17 protein-coding genes and 1 other annotated feature (1 of these 18 only partly in view) are annotated in these 16,115 nt (G+C 41.7%); of the genes, 6 read left to right on the forward strand and 11 right to left on the reverse strand.

All coding sequences use genetic code 11. The features are described from left to right. The 3 genes from clpB to rluD all read right to left on the reverse strand — a co-directional run. Window positions 1-1,033, reverse strand: the start of a protein-coding gene (gene clpB, locus HGO23_RS13955) for an ATP-dependent chaperone ClpB (protein WP_209027022.1). Its footprint begins 1,541 nt before the window's first position; 1,033 of the gene's 2,574 nt are visible here — the first part of the coding sequence; the start codon lies at window positions 1,031-1,033; its stop codon lies beyond the left edge, outside the window. Between the two features lie 129 nt (window positions 1,034-1,162). After that, complete coding sequence (gene yfiH / locus HGO23_RS13960; RefSeq protein ID WP_209027023.1) at window positions 1,163-1,894, reverse strand: purine nucleoside phosphorylase YfiH; 732 nt, start codon at window positions 1,892-1,894, stop codon at window positions 1,163-1,165. A gap of 3 nt (window positions 1,895-1,897) precedes the next feature. Next, entirely contained in the window at window positions 1,898-2,875 is a 978-nt protein-coding gene (rluD, locus tag HGO23_RS13965; protein WP_209027024.1) for a 23S rRNA pseudouridine(1911/1915/1917) synthase RluD, read from the reverse strand. Between the two features lie 162 nt (window positions 2,876-3,037). Here rluD and bamD point away from each other — a divergent pair, with 162 nt between their 5' ends. After that, window positions 3,038-3,760: an outer membrane protein assembly factor BamD gene (gene bamD / locus HGO23_RS13970; protein ID WP_169923016.1), complete on the forward strand. Its 723-nt coding sequence runs from the start codon at window positions 3,038-3,040 to the stop codon at window positions 3,758-3,760. Here the strand turns inward: bamD and HGO23_RS13975 are convergent. After that, a complete protein-coding gene (locus HGO23_RS13975; RefSeq protein WP_209027025.1) occupies window positions 3,757-3,909 on the reverse strand; it encodes a hypothetical protein in 153 nt (50 codons plus the stop codon). The genes bamD and HGO23_RS13975 overlap by 4 nt on opposite strands. A 165-nt stretch (window positions 3,910-4,074) precedes the next feature. Here HGO23_RS13975 and raiA point away from each other — a divergent pair, with 165 nt between their 5' ends. Together raiA and pheA are read left to right on the forward strand one after the other, a co-directional pair. Continuing rightward, the gene (gene raiA, locus HGO23_RS13980; protein WP_099134368.1) at window positions 4,075-4,407 is read left to right on the forward strand and encodes a ribosome-associated translation inhibitor RaiA; all 333 of its coding nucleotides are present in this window, start codon (window positions 4,075-4,077) and stop codon (window positions 4,405-4,407) included. A gap of 195 nt (window positions 4,408-4,602) precedes the next feature. After that, window positions 4,603-4,724, forward strand: a sequence feature (Phe leader region). A 90-nt stretch (window positions 4,725-4,814) separates the two neighbouring features. Beyond that, window positions 4,815-5,969 carry a bifunctional chorismate mutase/prephenate dehydratase gene (gene pheA, locus HGO23_RS13985; RefSeq protein ID WP_099134369.1) on the forward strand — a complete coding sequence of 385 codons (1,155 nt, stop codon included), beginning with the start codon at window positions 4,815-4,817 and terminating at the stop codon, window positions 5,967-5,969. A 51-nt stretch (window positions 5,970-6,020) separates the two neighbouring features. Here pheA and tyrA read toward each other — a convergent pair whose 3' ends face one another. Both tyrA and HGO23_RS13995 read right to left on the reverse strand, forming a co-directional pair. Continuing rightward, window positions 6,021-7,142: a bifunctional chorismate mutase/prephenate dehydrogenase gene (tyrA, locus tag HGO23_RS13990; protein WP_099134370.1), complete on the reverse strand. Its 1,122-nt coding sequence runs from the start codon at window positions 7,140-7,142 to the stop codon at window positions 6,021-6,023. 5 nt (window positions 7,143-7,147) lie between these two features. Then, window positions 7,148-8,242 (reverse strand): 3-deoxy-7-phosphoheptulonate synthase, encoded by a 1,095-nt coding sequence (locus HGO23_RS13995; RefSeq protein ID WP_099134371.1) that lies wholly within the window; start codon window positions 8,240-8,242, stop codon window positions 7,148-7,150. Window positions 8,243-8,741: 499 nt separating this feature from the next. Here HGO23_RS13995 and HGO23_RS14000 point away from each other — a divergent pair, with 499 nt between their 5' ends. Next, window positions 8,742-10,085: an anaerobic C4-dicarboxylate transporter gene (locus tag HGO23_RS14000; RefSeq protein WP_209027026.1), complete on the forward strand. Its 1,344-nt coding sequence runs from the start codon at window positions 8,742-8,744 to the stop codon at window positions 10,083-10,085. 132 nt (window positions 10,086-10,217) lie between these two features. Here the strand turns inward: HGO23_RS14000 and rplS are convergent, their stop codons facing one another. The 5 genes from rplS to ffh form a co-directional block, all read right to left on the reverse strand. Then, a complete protein-coding gene (gene rplS, locus HGO23_RS14005; RefSeq protein ID WP_010845356.1) occupies window positions 10,218-10,571 on the reverse strand; it encodes a 50S ribosomal protein L19 in 354 nt (117 codons plus the stop codon). A gap of 64 nt (window positions 10,572-10,635) precedes the next feature. After that, window positions 10,636-11,388: a tRNA (guanosine(37)-N1)-methyltransferase TrmD gene (trmD, locus tag HGO23_RS14010; RefSeq protein ID WP_209027027.1), complete on the reverse strand. Its 753-nt coding sequence runs from the start codon at window positions 11,386-11,388 to the stop codon at window positions 10,636-10,638. Between the two features lie 34 nt (window positions 11,389-11,422). Further along, window positions 11,423-11,971, reverse strand: coding sequence for a ribosome maturation factor RimM (rimM, locus tag HGO23_RS14015; RefSeq protein WP_209027028.1), 549 nt, complete (start codon window positions 11,969-11,971; stop codon window positions 11,423-11,425). An 18-nt stretch (window positions 11,972-11,989) separates the two neighbouring features. After that, the gene (gene rpsP / locus HGO23_RS14020) at window positions 11,990-12,238 is read right to left on the reverse strand and encodes a 30S ribosomal protein S16 (protein ID WP_099134605.1); all 249 of its coding nucleotides are present in this window, start codon (window positions 12,236-12,238) and stop codon (window positions 11,990-11,992) included. A gap of 137 nt (window positions 12,239-12,375) precedes the next feature. After that, a complete protein-coding gene (gene ffh / locus HGO23_RS14025; protein ID WP_099134376.1) occupies window positions 12,376-13,737 on the reverse strand; it encodes a signal recognition particle protein in 1,362 nt (453 codons plus the stop codon). Between the two features lie 216 nt (window positions 13,738-13,953). On the opposite strand from ffh, the gene HGO23_RS14030 reads away from it, so the two are divergent. Both HGO23_RS14030 and HGO23_RS14035 read left to right on the forward strand, forming a co-directional pair. Further along, a complete protein-coding gene (locus HGO23_RS14030; protein WP_099134377.1) occupies window positions 13,954-14,745 on the forward strand; it encodes a cytochrome C assembly family protein in 792 nt (263 codons plus the stop codon). 54 nt (window positions 14,746-14,799) lie between these two features. Then, the gene (locus tag HGO23_RS14035) at window positions 14,800-16,098 is read left to right on the forward strand and encodes an HlyC/CorC family transporter (protein ID WP_099134378.1); all 1,299 of its coding nucleotides are present in this window, start codon (window positions 14,800-14,802) and stop codon (window positions 16,096-16,098) included. The last annotated feature ends 17 nt before the right edge of the window (window positions 16,099-16,115 follow it).

Raw genomic sequence — 16,115 nt, forward strand, 5'->3', positions numbered from 1 at the left:
CCTCAACAGTAGGCTCCGCAACATAAACTTTCTGAAAGCGGCGCTCTAAAGCTGCATCTTTTTCAATGTACTGACGATATTCATCTAATGTTGTCGCACCAACACAGTGCAATTCACCACGGGCCAGTGCGGGTTTCAGCATGTTGCCAGCGTCCATAGCGCCATCAGCTTTACCTGCACCTACCATCGTATGTAATTCATCGATGAACAGAATAACCGAACCTTCCTGTTTAGCGAGGTCATTCAAAACACCTTTCAGGCGTTCTTCAAATTCGCCACGGTATTTAGCCCCCGCCAACAATGCTCCCATATCAAGAGACAGCACACGTTTGTTTTTCAGTCCTTCAGGAACTTCACCATTAACAATACGTTGTGCCAGCCCTTCAACGATAGCTGTTTTCCCAACCCCAGGTTCACCGATCAGCACAGGGTTATTCTTGGTTCGACGTTGTAATACCTGAATTGTTCGACGAATCTCTTCGTCACGTCCAATCACGGGGTCTAATTTACCTTGTTCAGCCCGTTCAGTTAGATCAATTGTGTATTTTTTCAGTGCCTGACGTTGATCTTCGGCACCTTGATCATTTACTTTTTCACCACCACGCATCTTTTCTATGGCCTTAGTGATTTTATCTTTAGTTGCTCCCGCAGCTTTCAATATGTCACCTAATGTGCCACGTTCTTCCAGCGCTGCCAGAACAAAGAGTTCAGAAGAAATGAAATTATCACCTGCTTTTTGAGCAAGCTTGTCGCACAGGTTTAAATAACGCCCTAACTCATTGGATACCTGTACATCACCGCCACTACCCTCCACTTTCGGAAATCTATCCAAAGCCAGGTTAAGCCGATCATTCAAGTTACCCGTATCAATCCCTGCGGACATCAATAAAGGACGAATTGAGCCTCCCTCCTGATTAAGCAATGCGCTCATCAAGTGGACAGGTTCGATGAATTGATTATCACGCCCTAATGCGAGAGACTGGGCATCAGCGAGAGCAAGCTGGAATTTATTGGTAAGACGATCCAGACGCATAACACCTCCAATACTGGTCAGAATTTGCTACTGGAGATTAGATAAGGTCATTCCTTAAATATTCAAGGTATTCTGAAAAGTTAATTGGAGACTTTTTGCTATGCACCAAAGATCGTCCTGTGGGATAGGTTATCTCAACCAGATTAAAGTTGCCATACGTCCGGTGATACCATCACGACGATAGGAAAAAAAGTTCTTCTCCTCCGAAACCGTACAAACAGTGCCCCCAAAAACTTTATTTATCCCAATAGACTGCAACTTTAATCTAGCCAGTAAATAGATATTTGCCAAAAATTTAACACCATAAGGTGTAAAGGCTTGTTCCAGATTTGGATCGGTTGCTATAAAGGCGTCCATTACATCGCGCCCGACTTCAAATTTTTCAGGGCCAATAGCTGGCCCCATCCATGCACAGATCATGTCAGGTTTTGCACTGAATTGAGCTACTGTATTTTCCAGCACTCCGGCACATAATCCACGCCAGCCTGCATGAGCTGCCGCAACCTCATCTCCATTACTGGAACAAAAAAGCACAGGCAAACAATCCGCTGTCATTACAGCACAAACCTGCCCAACTCTATTTGTATAAACAGCATCAGCCTGATTATCTTCCACTAATTGATCATTCAATCTGATGACACGCGTTCCATGTACCTGCTCCAACCAAATAGGTTGCTGCGGCAGATGAGCATATTCAACCAAGAGTTCTCTGTTCTTCTCCACACATTCAGGGTCATCCCCAACGTGGCCACCTAAATTCAGACTATCATAAGGAGGCAGGCTGATACCTCCCGGCCGGGTTGTACTACATGCACCAACGCTTTCAGGTTGTGCCCAGTCAGGAAAAATTAGTGGTGTCATTACCTACCAATCCATCTCGTCTTTGAAAGTTTCAGCATCTGCCTTCATTACATCAATAAGTTTAACCATGTCATCCGGTAACGCTGCGTGCCATTCCATTTCAATACCTGTTATCGGATGATAAAGACGTAACATAGTGGCATGCAATGCTTGGCGATCAAAGTTGCGCATCACTTCGCGAAATTCTTCAGAAGCCCCTTTCAAAGGACGAGGCCGACCGCCATATAACGGATCACCAACCAGTGGATGTTTAATATGGGACATATGCACACGGATTTGGTGTGTTCTGCCTGTCTCCAGACGCAAACGCAAACGGGTATGTGCCCGGAAATGCTCCATGATTCGGTAGTGAGTCACTGCTGGTTTTCCCATTGGATGAACAGCCATATGCGTCCGTTTTGTTGGGTGACGGGATATCGGCTCCTCCACTGTTCCCCCCGCAGTCATATGTCCCAAAGCGATAGCTTCGTATTCACGGGTAATTTCACGCAATTGCAGGGATTCCACCAAACGAGTCTGTGCTGGTACTGTTTTTGCGACAACCATCAGACCCGTAGTGTCTTTATCAAGACGATGCACGATGCCTGCACGGGGAACATCTGCAATTTCAGGATAACGATATAGCAGAGCATTCAATATCGTACCATCAGGATTCCCAGCACCAGGATGTACAACCAAGTCACGTGGTTTATTAATGACCAGAATATCGTCATCTTCATAAACAACATTCAATTCAATATTTTGTGGCTCCCAACGAGTATCCTCTTCAATAATAGCATCAATGGAAATTTCTTCGCCGCCCAGTACTTTTTCTTTTGGCTTATTAATCAATTTGCCGTTAACCTGAACTCTTTCATGCAAAATCCACTCTTTTATACGTGATCTTGAATAATCAGGGAACAATTCAGCCAAAGCTTGATCTAAACGTTGACCAAGCTGAGATTCAGCGACTGTTGTATTAAGTCGTATTTGTTGTGCCATATATAATTTCTATATTTTACGTTGAGTTTTGACGGCGAGGCCGTTTCATTTAAAATAGTATGCTATTGTAACTCTATCTTTTGCCGGGAGCTTCACGGGTATTCCTTTCACGGATAGTCTCCCAGAAAACAATCAGAGGGTAATCAACACGTGATGATTCGCATGAAATATCTGGTGGCATCGGCCACATTGAGCCTAATTTTATCTGGGTGCTCCAGCAACAAAGATGCTGTTCCTGATATCCCGCCATCTCAAATTTATTCAAATGGGCAGGAAAAACTACAAAACGGTAACTATAAATTGGCTATTAAGCAATTGGAATCTCTTGATAACCGCTATCCTTTCGGGCCGTATTCTCAACAGGCTCAGCTTGACTTGATCTATTCTTATTATAAATCAGCAGAATTTCCTCTTGCGCTTGCATCTGCTGAACGTTTCATGCGTCTGAATCCAACCCATCCTAATATAGACTACGTACTGTATATGCGGGCTTTGGTGTTACAAGCGATGGATGATAATCTCTTGCAGGATTTTTTAGGGATTGACCGTTCAGACCGTGATCCTGAAAATGCCCGGGCGGCTTTTCGCGATTTCAAACAGTTAGTGCGCTATTATCCTAACAGTCAATATTCTGCAGATGCTTATAAACGTTTAGTTTTCCTCAAAGAGCGTTTAGCCAAACATGAGCTTGCAGTTGTGCAATATTATACTAAACGCGGTGCTTATGTGGCAGTTGTCAATCGTGCAGAACAAATGTTACGTGATTATCCCGATACTCATTCAACCAGAGAATCTCTACCTTATATGGAGAAAGCATATAAGGCATTAGGGCTTAAAGCCGAAGCAGATAAAGTCGCAGCATTAATTGCAGCTAATCCGGTCTAGAGTTTCAAAAAAGCATCAAACACAAAAACAGCAGTTGTATGTATGTCTGCTGTTTTTTGTTTTTTAGTATCATCACCCAATGAAACCAATTTAAATTTTGGAATTGTTAACTGAGTTGATAATACCATAACTGATCGATAATGACGCATAATGCCTCTCTTAGCAACAAGTATTACCCATATCTTCATTGTGAATCACAGTTTCACCAATCCACTTCTAAATCTCCTAATAAAAGTGATTTAGATCATTCTTTTTCCACAAAAGAGCGTTATGCTGAAACCATCGAAGACGGAGTAACATAAAGAGGTAACTATATGTTAGTAAACATTACCAGCAAACAAATGGAAATTACCCCCGCAATTCGTAGCCATGTAGAAGACCGTCTAAACAAGTTGAATAAATGGCAAGTTAATCTAATCAATCCACATATTGTACTTTCAAAAGAACCCCAAGGATTCTTGGTTGATGCCACAATCGGCACACCAAATGGTACATTAGTTGCCAGTGCTAAACATGAAGATATGTATAAAGCTATCAATGAGTTGCTGACAAAATTAGAACGTCAACTCAATAAAGTTCAGCATAAAGGAGAAGCTCGCCGAGCAGATCATAGTGTGAAAGAGTCCAATCTTAATTTAGAGATATAGCTACCACTTTTATTTTCTTAGCGCGCTCAATGAGCGCGTTTTTACTGACTCTAACACCCTTCCATACCCAATAGATTTAAGATATGGCCAATGAAAGCTGCAACTTAAAAAACAACGGTTATGTTGACATACCTCACCAAATAGGTTAATTAAAGAACACTATTCACTCTGCAAAAATAAGATACAAACAGACGATATGATTGCTAACTTGTTTTTCTCCTTTTTCTTTTTTGCCTTCCCATGAGGAGGTTTTTCGTTTTAAAAATAAAAAGAAGACGAACAGAAAAGCCTCCCTACCAATGGGAGGTTTTTTGTTTTATAGGCCACAGCTTATATACCTAATAGACTTAAAACTGTAATTTAAAAGATAAAAGTTATTTCTATAATAAAAATGTCAGGAATACACTATGGAACGAGATTTAATTAACCTTCGTCAAGAAATTAGCGATATTGATGCGGATTTACTGGATCTACTCGCAAAACGCCGACAATTGGCCGGTGACATTGCACAAACCAAACTTCTCGATCATCGCCCGATACGAGATAAAAACCGAGAACGGGAATTACTGGATGCGTTAATTAATAAAGGTAAATCTCGTGGGTTAGACGGGTTTTATATTACCCGCTTGTTCCAAATGATCATTGAAGATTCTGTATTGACACAACAAGCATTGTTACAACAGTATCTGAATCAAACACCTTATGATACCGCCCGGATTACCTTTCTTGGCCCCAAAGGCTCTTATTCTCACCTTGCCGCTCGCCAATTTTCAGCACGCCATTTCAATCAATTAATTGAATGTAGCTGTCACAAATTTGCAGATATCTTTTCATTAGTGGAACTTGGTCAAGCGGATTACGGTATCCTGCCTCTCGAAAATACCAGTTCCGGAGCAATCAATGATGTTTATGACCTATTACAGCACACCCCACTGTCTTTGGTCGGGGAGATCACCCTTCCTATCAACCACTGTTTACTGGTTGCCAAAAAAAGTGATACTTCAAAAATAAAGACGGTATACAGTCATTCCCAGCCTTTCCAACAATGCAGCCAATACCTCAATCAATTTCCACACTGGAATATTGTCTATTGTGAAAGTACAGCTGCTGCCATGCAGAAAGTAACCGAATTGGATTCTCCAGAAGTGGCAGCATTGGGAAGTGAAGCTGGAGGAGCGCTTTATGGGCTACAAGTTTTAAAAAATAATCTGGCAAACCAACAAAATAACAGCACTCGGTTTATTGTTGTCGCCCAAAAATCTATCGAAGTATCAGATCAGGTTCCCGCTAAAACAACTTTTATTATGTACACAGGGCAACAGGCAGGAGCTCTGGTCGATACACTCATTATCTTGAAAAAAAACGATATTATTATGAGTAAATTGGAGTCACGCCCAATAAACGGTAAGCCGTGGGAAGAGATGTTTTATATTGATGTTCAAGCCAATTTGCGCTCGATGAAAATGCAACAAGCACTAAAAGAACTATCTGAAATTACTCGCTTCTTGAAAGTATTGGGATGCTATCCTTCAGAAAATGTGATCCCAATCGATCCATACTAAGATAAAAAACCGGATGGCAACATCCGGTCTCTTTTCTCCATATTCAAGCTATTATACTCGGCTATCATTGGCTTGCCGTAAAAGCGTTCTACTTTCTTTCATAAATCGAATAGCCTCATCACCAAACCATTCACTCACCTGATTAAAACTCGCAATAAATGCTGTTTTGTCCTGATTTTCCAGTAATTCCAAGGCTTGTCCGAAGCTCTGGTGATAACGACGGATCACCTCAATATTTTCAGGACTGGACATAATAATGTCAGCATATAACTGCGGATCTTGTGCAAATAACCGTCCAACCATGGCAAGTTCCAACCGATAAATAGGTGAAGACAGTGATAACAATTGCTGCAAATCGATATTTTCTTGCGTAAGATGTCGGCCATAAGAAAACGTCGTGAAATGACGTAATGCCTGAATAAAACTCATATTTTTGTCGTGCTGTTCCGCACTGATTTTATGTAATCGTGCACCCCACACCAACATTTGTTCCAAAAACCATTGATATGACTCCGGTTGGCTCCCATCACAATAAACAACAACCTGTTTAGCAAAACTTCCCACATCAGGCCCAAACATAGGGTGTAATCCCAAAACTGGCCCTTTATGTACGTCAAGCATAGCCTGAAGCGGCTTCTGCTTAATAGAAGACAAATCTACCAAGATGCATTGTTCTGGCAAAGGTGGTAAACGATGGATAATCGCTTCAGTTAAATGAATAGGTACGCTGACAATGACCATACCAGCATTAGCTAATATGTGTTCAGCCTGATCCCAATCATCTGCCTCAAGGATCCGGACTTCATAACCGGACAAGGTCAGCAAGCGATTAAATAACCTTCCCATCTTCCCAGAACCACCAACAATGACGATAGGCCCCATTTGAGGATTGAGCTTTTTAAACCCCTTATCATTCTCACTGGCATAGGATTCCCGCATAATACGGCGCAGAATATCTTCAATTAAGTCTGGAGAGATCCCTAATGTTTCTGCCTCTTGACGGCGAGAAGCCAACATACAGGCCTCCCGCTCAGGTACATAAATCGGTAAGCCAAGTTGACTCTTAATTTCCCCCACTTCCGCTACCAGAGCTATGCGCTTAGCTAGTAAGCTCAGTAGAGCCTTATCTACCTCATCAATTTGCTCCCGCAATTGCGATAATTCTGCTGCCATATCGATTATCCTGCCTGTTGCATCATTATGTTACGTTTTGACAAGTAAGGTTTGATTTGCCAATGTAATTTTCTTAATAGCTGTTCAGTCGTTTGCCAACTGATACAAGCATCAGTTACTGAAACTCCATATTGCATTTCAGAACGAGGTAATTCTGAAGACTGATTCCCTTCATTAATATGGCTTTCCAACATAATACCAATAATGGATTGATTTCCGGCTATAATCTGTTCAGCAACAGAGTCCACTACGACGCTTTGGCGGCGAAAATCTTTATTAGAATTCCCATGACTACAATCAATCATCAGTGATGGCACCAAACCCGCCTGAATCATTTGATTTTCGCAGTCACACACATGTTCAGGGCTGTAATTAGGCTCTACCCCACCACGCAAGATTACATGACCATTCGGATTCCCCTGAGTTTGCAACAGACAAACTTGACCTGACTGATTTATTCCCATAAAGCGATGTGACATAGCAGCGGCTTTCATGGCATTAATGGCGGTATTTAAATTACCATCAGTGCCATTTTTAAAACCTACTGATACAGATAAGCCCGATGCCATCTCACGATGAGTCTGGGATTCTGTTGTTCTTGCTCCGATTGCTGACCAGCTGAAAAGATCGCCCAAATACTGAGGGTTATTAGGATCAAGCGCTTCATTTGCCAATGGCAATCCCATTTCTACTAAGTTCAATAATAAACGGCGGGCGATATGTAACCCGGCATCCATATCAAATGATCCATCCATATAAGGATCACTAATTAAACCTTTCCAACCAACTGTAGTGCGGGGTTTTTCAAAATAGACACGCATAACAATATACAGACAATCACTTAGTTCGGCAGAAAGTGATTTCAAGCGACGAGCATAATCAAAGGCAGCATCTACATCATGGATGGAACACGGGCCGCATACTACCAACAAACGAGGATCATTGTGATGAATGATATTAGCAATAGTATTACGCGCGTTTGTGACGGCATGCAGATCGCTGCTACTCAATGGATATTTTTGCTTCAGCTCTTCTGGTGTAATAAGAATCTGTTCATCAAGAATATGAATGTTATTAAGCGCATCTTTTTGCATGATCATTTTTCATACCTGTTTTGTTTGTCTGTTTAACGTTGTTTTTAGTGTCTGGCAGATAACATACCATGCTTCGTAAAGATTACAATCCAATTGTTTATATTTTATTACGATAATGTAAACTTATTTTTACACAACATTGATTTCGTGATTAAATTTAATAAATATATTAATAATTTCAATGTATTTTAATTTTCACAATAAATATATTAGACACTATTAATATTAACAATGAGAGCATGTAATTTTACAATACCACTCACAATAGAAATATTTTATTTACCATTCATGATTTATTTATAATAAAGATAAATTACTTTAAAAATAATGTGATAAAAATAAGATCTCAATCCCATTTTTATATTTGGATTTTCATAATATTAATATGTGTTTTTTGTGTTGGATTGAAACTATGAAACAACACTTATAAAGAATAGTTGAATAACACTGCTTAAAGCGGCTGAGTTATCAACTTTTATTTCTTACTCATTTATTAAGGACAGATATGATAACGCTGCAATTTGCCATAATAATTATATGCTTATTGATAGGTACGCGTTATGCGGGCATGGGATTGGGGCTGATCAGTGGTATCGGACTTTTTATACTGACACTTGTTTTTGGATTAGAACCAGGTAAGCCCCCAGTTGATGTAATGCTCACTATTCTTGCAGTTATCGGTTGTGCATCCGTGTTGCAAACTGCCGGCGGGCTAAACGTCATGATGCAATGCGCTGAACGCCTTCTACGCCGCCATCCTCAACATATTACTATCCTGGCTCCATTGACGACATGGATGTTAACTTTCCTCTGTGGTACTGGTCATGTAGTCTATACTATGTTCCCAATCATCGGTGATATCGCCTTAAAAAAAGGGATACGTCCTGAACGCCCAATGGCTGTTGCTTCTGTTGCCTCTCAGATGGCAATCACAGCTTCTCCCGTTTCTGTTGCCGTTGTTTCTTTAGTGTCAATTATTGCTGACAGTCATGGTATTGGACGTGCTTATGGAATTTTAGAAATTCTGGCCGTTTCAATCCCTGCATCACTGGCAGGAGTAATACTTGCTGCATTATGGAGTTTGCATCGTGGCAAAAATTTGGATAAAGATGAAGAATTCCAAGAGAAAATTAAAGATCCCAAGCAACGTGAGTCTATCTATGGCAGTTCAGAAACCTTATTAGATCAGGTACTTCCTAAACAAGCTTACAGAGCAACTTGGATCTTCTTCGCCGCAATTGCAGTGGTAGTATTGTTTGGCGCATTTACAGAATTACGCCCTTCTTTTGAAATCAAAGGAGAATTAAAACCGCTTTCCATGAATCTGGTTATCCAGATGATGATGCTAATTGCTGGTTCCATTATTTTGATGACATGTAAAGTCAAAACCAATGAAATCGCCAATAGTGCCGTGTTTAAAGCAGGAATGGTTGCGATCTTCTCAGTCTTTGGCGTGGCATGGATGAGTGATACGTTTTTCCACTCCCATTTAGGCGAACTGAAGCTGATATTAGAAGAAGTCGTACAAGCAAGACCCTGGACTTATGCGTTAGTATTGTTCCTGGTATCAAAGTTGGTTAACAGCCAAGCCGCAGCTTTAACTGCAATCGCGCCAATGGGATTACAACTTGGTGTTGATCCTAAACTTTTAATCGCATTCTTCCCGGCAGCCTATGGTTATTTTGTTTTACCTACCTACCCAAGTGATCTGGCATGTATTGGGTTTGACCGCACCGGGACAACAAAGATCGGAAAATTTATCATCAACCACAGTTTCCTTGTTCCGGGCCTGATTGGTGTCAGCAGTGCTTGTGCTGTAGGGTATATTTTAGTGAGTACCTTTATGTAAGCTGCTCTGTATGCTCATAACATAAAAAAGCTCGCTGATTGCAGGCTATTTATTTTTCTGCAAAAACCAGATAGTAAAAAGGCCGGAAAATTCCGGCCTTCAACGATAACTTTCGGATGTAGCAAAAGCGTATTATTTAGCGTTCAGACGCTCTTTAATACGAGCCGCCTTACCAGAACGCTCACGCAGGTAGTACAGTTTAGCTCTGCGAACAGCACCACGACGTTTAACGTTAATGCTGTCTACGACTGGGGAGTGAGTCTGGAATACACGCTCAACACCTTCGCCGTTAGAAATCTTACGAACAGTAAATGCAGAGTGCAGACCGCGGTTACGAATCGCGATAACCACGCCCTCGAATGTCTGCAGACGCTTTTTAGAACCTTCAACGACCCATACCTTAACTTCCACGGTGTCACCCGGACGGAATGAAGGTACGTCTTGCTTCATCTGCTCTTGTTCAAGTTGTTTAATAATATTGCTCATAATAACTCTCTTACCCTAGGTAAACTGATATATCAAAGACATTCCTTCATAGGATATGTCTGGATTAATTCGTCGCCTGATCCTGATATTCCTGTTGGAATTCAGTCAGCAACATCCTTTGCTCGTCAGTCAGAGCTAGGCTTTCTAGAAGTTCGGGCCTTCTTAACCAAGTGCGGCCAAGCGATTGTTTCATACGCCAGCGATTAATTTCAGCATGGTTTCCTGATAGCAAAACAGGCGGAACTCCTATCCCATCCAACACTTCAGGGCGGGTATAATGCGGACAATCCAACAGCCCGTCAGCAAATGAGTCTTCCTCTGCCGATGACTGACGACCCAATACTCCGGGAATAAACCGGGATATAGAATCAATCATTACCATAGCCGGGATTTCTCCCCCACTGAGAACGTAATCACCGATAGACCACTCTTCGTCAATTTCGGTTTGGATGACACGCTCATCAATACCTTCATAACGGCCACAAACCAGAATTAATTTCTCGTTTGCCGCCAGTTCACAAACTCCCTGTTGATCAAGTTTGCGCCCTTGAGGTGATAGATAAATCACTTTTGCATCAACACCAGCCGCAGCTTTGGCTGCATGGATGGCTTCCCTTAATGGTTGCACCATCATCAGCATGCCTGGACCACCACCATAGGGGCGATCATCTACAGTACGATGCCTGTCGTAGGTAAAATCCCTAGGACTCCAACAATCGATACTAAGCAGGCCATTTTTCACTGCCCGACCAGTTACCCCGTAATCGGTTATTGCGCGGAACATTTCAGGAAACAGGCTAATCACCCCAATCCACATACAGCGTCCCACTCCTAAACCGTTTTACCGGAGATTAAAAACCAGGATCCCAATCTACTTCAATGGTTTTAGTAGCGAGATCGACTTTCTTGATAACCTGCCCATCAAGAAACGGAACTAACCGCTCCTTGATACCGAATGCATCTTTCAGGTTTGCCTTTATTACCATGACATCGTTAGACCCTGTTTCCATCATATCTTGGACAGTTCCAAGGTTATAACCTGCCGTATTGATTACCTGACATTCCATAAGGTCTTTCCAGTAATAATCACCGACTTCCAGTTCTGGTAATTTAGATGAATCCACCACTAATTCGCAGCTAGTGAGTAAATTCGCAGCATCCCGATCATCAATATCTTTGATTTTGATGATAATATCCTGATTGTGGTATTTCCACGTTTCCAGCTCAATGTGTTGCCATTGACCAGCACGCTGGATAAACCACGGTTGATATTCAAAAATGTCTTCGGCTTGTTCGGTGGAAGAAAAAACTCTGAGCCAACCACGTATGCCATACGCTGATCCCAGTTTCCCCAACACGATTGGATCAACAGGGTGCTCCAGGCCAGATTGTTTGCTCATTGTTACCACCGCGACAGATTAAGCTGCTTTTTTAGCGTTTTTGATCAGTGCAGCAACACGATCAGACACAGATGCACCCAGACCAATCCAGTGTTCGATACGGTCCAGATCTAAACGCAGAGCTTCAGCATTCCCTGATGCGATAGGGTTGAAGAAGCCAACGCGCTCAATAAAGCGACCATCACGCGCATTGCGGCTATCGGTCACTACTACTTGATAAAACGGACGCTTTTTAGCGCCGCCACGAGCTAAACGAATTGTTACCATAACATCCTCATTAGTTAGCAAAACAACCAGACGCCATCGAGGAATGGAGTCCGGCTGTCCATTAAAAAGCCCGAAAATTTTACTCACTTTGGCGCAAAAAGCAATCCAAAGAGCATTTTCTTTCGAAATTTTGTTGATTATCGCCCCATAAATCCAGGAGGCAACATACCTTTCATGCCACGCATCATTTTCGCCAGACCACCTTTCTTCATCTTTTTCATCATGCGCTGCATTTCATCAAACTGTTTCAGTAAACGGTTGACATCCTGTACCTGTGTACCAGAACCCATTGCGATACGACGTTTACGTGAACCTTTGATAATTTCTGGTTTTTCACGCTCTTTACGGGTCATTGAGTTGATGATGGCTTCCATCTTAACCAGAATTTTGTCATCCATTTGGGATTTAACAGCATCAGGGATCTGGGACATGCCTGGCATTTTGCTCAACATGCTTGTCATACCACCCATATTGCGCATTTGCTTAAGCTGTTCGAGAAAATCGTTTAAATCAAAACCATCCCCTTTTTTCAGTTTTGATGCCAACTTTTCCGCTTGAGTGCGGTCAACCTTACTTTCAATCTCTTCAATCAGTGAAAGCACATCCCCCATTCCCAAGATCCGGGATGCGATACGATCGGGATGGAAAGGCTCCAAGGCATCAGTCTTTTCACCGACACCAAGGAATTTAATTGGCTTACCTGTGATATGTCGAATAGAAAGAGCGGCACCACCACGAGCGTCACCATCTACTTTGGTCAGAACAACCCCTGTTAGTGGCAGAGCTTCATTAAATGCTTTTGCCGTATTCGCAGCATCCTGCCCTGTCATTGCATCGACAACAAACAACGTTTCGATAGGATTAACCGCAGCGTGAACTTCTTTAATTTCATCCATCATAGCTTCATCGACATGCAGACGTCCTGCGGTATCGATCAAAAGCACATCGTAAAATTTCAGCTTAGCGTGTTGGATTGCTTTGTTGACAATATCAACCGGTTTTTCTTGTGGGTCTGATGGGAAAAAATCAATTCCAACGGTTTCAGATAACATTTCAAGCTGTTTGATCGCTGCCGGACGGTATACGTCAGCAGAAACCACCAGGACTTTTTTCTTATTTTTTTCTTTTAGCAGTTTACCCAATTTTGCAACGCTAGTTGTTTTACCAGCACCTTGCAAACCTGCCATCAGAACCACTGCGGGAGGTTGTACAGCAAGATTTAGCTCACTGTTTACCTCTCCCATCGCCTTCACCAGTTCATTTTGAACAATTTTGACGAATTCTTGTCCAGGAGTTAGACTTTTGTTAACTTCGTGCCCTACCGCGTTTTCTTTGACTCTTGAAATGAAATCACGCACTACAGGCAATGCAACATCTGCTTCAAGTAAAGCCATGCGAACTTCACGCAGCGTATCTTTAATATTATCCTCAGTCAGCCGTCCACGACCGCTGATATTGCGCAATGTGCGCGATAGTCTGTCAGTTAAATTATCAAACATTGTCTCAGCTCAGATATCTACAAGTGGGTCTACCTGTAAGGCAAATTTAGCGGATTATAACATGATGATGATGTAATCTCTGCAAAGAGATTCCCAAGTATGGCTAACAGCGGTTGGAGGCTATCTCTGCTGACAGTATACTTGAATTTTGAGTTAACTTTAGCACTATTAACTCTAACACTTTTTTCTAACACTATTGCGAAAACGAAAAACTTTATGCAGGTATTTTCAATCATTGCCTTACTTGCTTATCTCATTAGCCTGACGCTTATCGTGCCGGGTTTATTGCGGCAACAAAACAGCTATCAAAAACTGGCTCTATTTTTCGCAGCTGTTGCACTGATCAACCATGCGATAACCTTAAAGTATCAGGTTTTTCATGTCAGCAGTGGCCAAAACCTGACTCTGTTAAATTTAGGCTCTATTGTCAGTTTGCTCGTCTGTATCATTATGACTATTGTTGCCTTTCGTGGTCATGCATGGTTTTTACTGCCCATTATTTACAGTTTTGCCATGATAAATTTGATTCTGACCAGTATGGTGCCCGGTGAATTCATTACACATCTTGAGAAGAGTATCGGGCTATTCATACATATTGGGCTGGCATTACTTGGGTATGCCACTTTACTTATTGCCGCACTTTATGCATTGCAAGTTGGCTGGCTGGATTATCGGCTGAAAAAGAAAAAACTTACTTTTTCTTCTGGCATGCCTCCATTAATGACCATTGAACGCAAAATGTTTCGCATTACCCAAGTTGGCGTAATCTTACTAACATTGACGTTATGTACAGGCATCATGTATATGGATGATATTTTCAATAAGGAAAATATCCATAAATCGGTTTTGTCTATCATTGCATGGTTTATCTACGTCATCCTACTCTGGGGGCATTATCATGAAGGATGGCGCGGCAAACGTGTCATTTGGTTCAATCTGATTGGTGCACTTATCCTGACGCTCTCTTTTTTCGGCAATCGGTTATTACAGGAATTTTTGATTTATTAAGCAGTAAACAATCGCTGTAGCCAGTTTATATAAACATTAGGAAGGAATTCTGCTTTGGAGCATGTCTCAACAGGCACATTAATTATTATTCTTGTCATCATGGTTATCATTTCTGCCTACTTTTCTGCCTCAGAAACTGGCATGATGACAATAAACCGTTATCGCTTACGCCATTTGGCAAAACAAGGTAGCAGTTCCGCGCAGAGAGTCGAATCACTACTCAACCATCCTGACAGGCTAATCAGCCTGATTCTGATCGGTAATAACCTTGTCAATATTTTGGCATCTTCATTGGCTACCATTGTTGGCATGCGCCTTTATGGTGACGCAGGAGTTGCGATTGCAACTGGTATACTGACCTTCGTGATTCTGGTTTTTGCTGAAGTTATGCCCAAGACGATTGCAGCTCTCTACCCGGAAAAAATTGCATTCCCAAGCAGCTTTCTGCTGCGACCTTTACAAAAGATCATGCTGCCTCTTGTTTGGGCATTTAACAAGATCACTTTGCTGTTTATACGTTGTCTGGGGATCAAAGTTTCCGACACTCGCAATGACGCGGTTAGTAAAGATGAGCTTCGGACGATTGTGAACGAATCAAACACCAATCTCTCACGCCGCAATCAGGATATGCTTATCTCAATACTGGATCTTGAAAAAGTCACCGTTGGCGACATCATGGTGCCCCGCAATGAGATTGTTGGTATTGATATTAACGGTGACTGGAAATCCGTTATACGACAGTTGACTCATTCACCACACGGCAGAATAGTGTTGTACCGGAATTTTCTGGATGATGCCATTGGTATGTTACGAGTGCGTGAAGCCTATCGTCTTATGATGGAGAAAAAGGAATTCACGAAAAAGAACCTGATCAGAGCAGCAGATAAAATTTACTTCATTCCCGTCAGTACGCCATTGAACACCCAGTTAGTTAACTTCCAACGTAATAAACAAAAAGCAGGCTTAATCGTTGATGAGTATGGAGATATTCAGGGATTAGTCACTGTAGAAGATATTCTGGAAGAAATTGTCGGAGAGTTTACCACTTCTATGTCTCCTACTCTGTCAGAAGAAGTCTTACCACAAAGTGATGGCACTGTTTTAGTTGATGGCACCGCCAATATCCGTGAGTTAAACAAAGCATTTGGCTGGACATTACCTGCTGACGGGCCAAGAACAATGAATGGTATGATCCTGGAAGAGTTAGGCGAAATCCCCGAGTTGAATGTTCAGGTACAAATTAATGAGTATAATTTTGAAATTCTTTCTGTGAATGACAATGTTATTAAAAAAGTACGTGTAATTCCGATGAAACAGGAAAAGAGAAAAGTATTAAAATCCAGTGAAAAATAACTCAAAATTGCAAATCT

Source organism: Xenorhabdus budapestensis (genome assembly GCF_017743015.1).
Lineage (GTDB): Bacteria > Pseudomonadota > Gammaproteobacteria > Enterobacterales > Enterobacteriaceae > Xenorhabdus > Xenorhabdus budapestensis.